This is a genomic window from Comamonas sp. 4034 (assembly GCF_050434545.1).
Lineage (GTDB): Bacteria > Pseudomonadota > Gammaproteobacteria > Burkholderiales > Burkholderiaceae_C > Comamonas > Comamonas odontotermitis.
Genome location: NZ_JBNDIT010000049.1, coordinates 1 through 3791, shown reverse-complemented (window position 1 = coordinate 3791; position 3791 = coordinate 1). Strand labels below are relative to the sequence as shown.

The window sequence follows — 3791 nt, the reverse complement described above, 5'->3', positions numbered from 1 at the left end:
CCAACTGCCTGATCGTGGGCCTGACTCGCAAGCCTAGCTTTATGTATATAGCTCAACAGCTCGGATTCTGTCTTCGTAGGAATACATGAACTACCCCTCGTAGTCCAAGTTTTCGTCCGCCCCCCCCCTACGCGAAAGGCAAAAAAAATGCCACCGCGAGGGTGGCAGAGGTCACAGGATAAAAAAGCCGACCTTGAATGATCAAGGATCTCGTGCAAGCTATGGGAGGGAGGGAGGAGAGCACGAACTCGGCTTAATGCGTTATTGTAATAGTAGTTTTAAGCTATTAATCTTTGGTAATTGTTTGTCTTTTTTGAAAAACTGCTTGACCTAAAAAAAAGCCCACGTAACGCGGGCTGTAGCGTAGTTTACGCCAATGTGCTTCTCCACCTCACCTCTCCAAAGGAGGTCAATCATAAATTAAATAAATATTAAATGAAGATCTAATAATTAAAACAAATGTTACCTGATTAGGGGCAGTCCAGGCACGATCATTGAGCAGTTCATTGAGGTGGTCGACTCGTACATTCGCTGGTAGTACGAAAAGCGGATCAAGATATCCCTTGGCTCACTCAGCCGTATCGAATATCGGGCGAGCCTTGGACTTACGGCATAAAAACAGTCCAAGTCTCTATCCGCATCCCCTAGCGCAGCGTAGAGCGAGCGATGCCGCTGGCCTTGCAGGCACGGCGCTGGCTCATGCCGAGTTCGGCCACTAAGGCCTGAACGACCACCTCGCGACGCTCCGGAATTAGAGCTTTCGCTCAACGACCTCCTTGAGCGTATGGTGCATCAACGCCATGTCAGCGCACATGCGTTTGAGCTTGGCGTTTTCGTCCTGCAACTGGCGCAGCTGGGCCAAGTGCAAGACCGTCATCCCCGAGAGCTGGCTCTTCCACTTGTAGTAGGCTGGCTCGCTGATACCGTGCTTTCTACATGTCTCGTTGACCCTGGCGCCGAGTTCGACCTCCTTGAGGATACCGACTATCTGGGCTTCACTGAATCTAGATTTCTTCATGTAGAGAGTCCGTTGGAGGGGATTCTCTACTTCTGGGTGGTTCGGGCTTTCAAGGGGACTTCATACCTGACTAGGGGCAGTCCATAAAAACTCATATCAAACAGCGTTTGCTAGAGCTAGTACCGCTTGCCTGCACGAAAAAGGCCAGCATGTAGCTGGCCAATTTAAGATAAGAGTTAAGTACTTAGCTTGTAAATACACTTCTTCACAAGAAGTGGCGGCGAATGCGGGCAATACCTAGAATTCCCATCGAGCCAATCAGCAAAAATAATGCCAATCCTTTCATCGTTGGCACAGGGGTGGCGCTTGAGATAGAAAGTACTTTTACAGTGATAACTGCTGTCGAGCATATTGCAGGAGTTGCACCGACCACGCATACCTGGTATTCAAAAGAATCTTCCCCAGAGTAGCCATTAGTAGGGGTATAAATGTAGCTGCCGTCAGAGCTCATTGTAACAGATCCATGGGTAGGGTTACTCGTTGTTGAATAAGCATAAGTTGTGCCAGCTGGTATGTTGCTTTCAACGGGGGGGGGGGCCTTAGCATCCACTGGGCTGTTCACCGTAGTCTGCACACTGCTAGGTTGCGCTGCAATGATTCCGTCCACGTTAATAGTGGTTGTTGCCACTGAGCACGCGGCAGGGGTGAGGTCCTTTGTGCAGACTTTATACCTGAAGGTATCCACACCAGTGAATCCAGGGTTGGGTGTATAGATATAGGTGCCATCAGGATTCATTACAACGGATCCGTTGTTTGGCGGTGTTTCTAATGCGTAGTCGTATGTTGTATCCGCAGGAGCATTTGACAAAGATGGTATTGGCTCAGAGCTAGAAATTGGGGTATTGGGGGAGGTATGCGCACTGCTATTTTGCGCGGTTAGACCATATACACTCATGGTCACGACTGATGTCGAGCAAACTGTCGGTGCATCAGCTAAGCAGATAGTATAGTTGAATGAATCTATCCCCGTGAATCCGGCAGGTGGCGTATATACGTATTCGCCTGAATTGGGATCAATACTTACTGACCCACCTTTGGTGCTCGAAGGGGCACCACTATAAATAAATGGCCCACCGTTAGCAGGCGTAGGCAACACGCCATTTTTCGGAATCCCTTCCGCTGTACTAGATATCGATGGCAAGGCAGTTGGGGGAATAGTAATAGTTTCCTTCGCCGTAGAGCATTTTGTTTGCTCAGGTGCAGGTAAGCACACGGTATAGGTGAAGGTGTCAATCCCAACAAAATCGACTGGAGGAGTGTAAGTCCATTCTCCAATCCCCGATGCAACTACCGTTCCTCCATGAGAACTGGCACCTTGCATGGTGACAGTACTGTCAGCAGGAATATCGGGGTCATTGCTTAAAGGGGTGAAATTTTTCGATTGATTCTGGGTAGTTGTATATGCATCATCTAAAGTGATTGGACTGGCAAATTTCGCGGTAATGCCAGTATCTACCCAAGATGGCGGCAATTGCGCCGCACTTATTGCGCTTTCCATAACTGCTAGATTATCAATGTCGAATATTCCAGCAGGACTCATGAATCTTATTTTTGCAATAGCAACCAAGCCAGTGCCTGTAGTGTCATTGACAACATAATTCAAGTATACATAAGGCTCTCCTCCACCTCCGTTCATATATGGAGGAAATGGATTTCCGTAGTACTGCGTCTTCGCATAGGTGGTGACGCCATCCAATGCTGGAAGATTTGCGCTACTATTTAGAAATGTAATTAATTGGTTGATATTGGAGTCAACTAATACATTATCATTGGAATCGAGTAATTGAAAGCGATTGCCCATCACACCAGAAGCCCACCAAAATCCCAAATATCGGGCAGGTTTTTTTAGGGTGATCGTAATATCTGAAGGAAGCAGGTACGGCGTATTTTCAAAGCCCCCCCAGACGTTTCCACTTTGAATTGCAACAGTACCTGCTGACTTATCACCAATTACCCAAGTTCCCGGGGAGCTTGAGCCTACCGGATCATTGTCAAACGTCTCCATTGAATAAGAGCCAGTAGTTTGTGCTTCAGTGGCACTCCAGGGTAACCCTCCTTCAATTATAGTAGAATTTTTGGCTGCATTCAGGCCAGGCTGCGACAAGTAGAGATGGATATCACTAGCTTGTGCTGCTCCTATTTCCCCGAGAAGAAGCATAGCGCAAGTCAATATTTTTTTGGATTTCATAGATTTTTTAATAAATTTATCTAATTCCCATATGTGTATTAAAAAATACCTATGGTAAAAAGGAATAGCCTGCTTAATGCTTGTTGAAGCAATTGGCATTCTTGGGCTTTGGAGTTACAAATCCACCGCGCTAGAACAATGGATCTAATTAATCTTATATCCATACTTCTCAATGTATTTTTCTGTTTTAATTAAATTATTTTGTTAATTTGCAGTGTGATAGTGATTTTTGTAAAATATGTTACATAAGATGGGGCCGATCCACTGATGACTGAACGGCGTTGTTGCATAAATCGACCTGAGGCCGCGCTACCCCAAACTCCAGACGGATTTATGCCGCGGCCACAGTCTGGGGCGTGCCCAGTTCAGTGAATTGATTGTGAATGGATGCTCCGATATTGAACTCAGCCTGGACTGCCCCCTGGTCAGGTAGACGAACTCCGCCTATCTTTGGACTGCCCCTGGTCACGTAGCCCGCCCCCAACCTCCCACACGCCTTGACCGCTTCATTGCGGTGAGCAAATGCCAGCCCTTTGCGCAGCTTCGCTCCTTTGCGTGGCGGGATAATTGGAATGGCTCCCCGCA

At 47.3% G+C, this 3791-nt stretch carries 2 protein-coding genes and 1 pseudogene; all 3 read right to left on the bottom strand.

What is annotated here, in order from left to right:
- Window positions 1–751 precede the first annotated feature (751 nt).
- On the bottom strand, window positions 752–1018 hold the full coding sequence (locus ABIE32_RS21620; protein WP_429019368.1) for a transposase: 267 nt from the start codon (window positions 1016–1018) through the stop codon (window positions 752–754).
- Window positions 1019–1223: 205 nt separating this feature from the next.
- The gene (locus ABIE32_RS21615) at window positions 1224–3305 is read right to left on the bottom strand and encodes an Ig-like domain-containing protein (RefSeq protein ID WP_429019366.1); all 2082 of its coding nucleotides are present in this window, start codon (window positions 3303–3305) and stop codon (window positions 1224–1226) included.
- Between the two features lie 379 nt (window positions 3306–3684).
- Window positions 3685–3791 (bottom strand): annotated as a pseudogene (locus ABIE32_RS21610) (IS5/IS1182 family transposase); the annotation flags it as partial.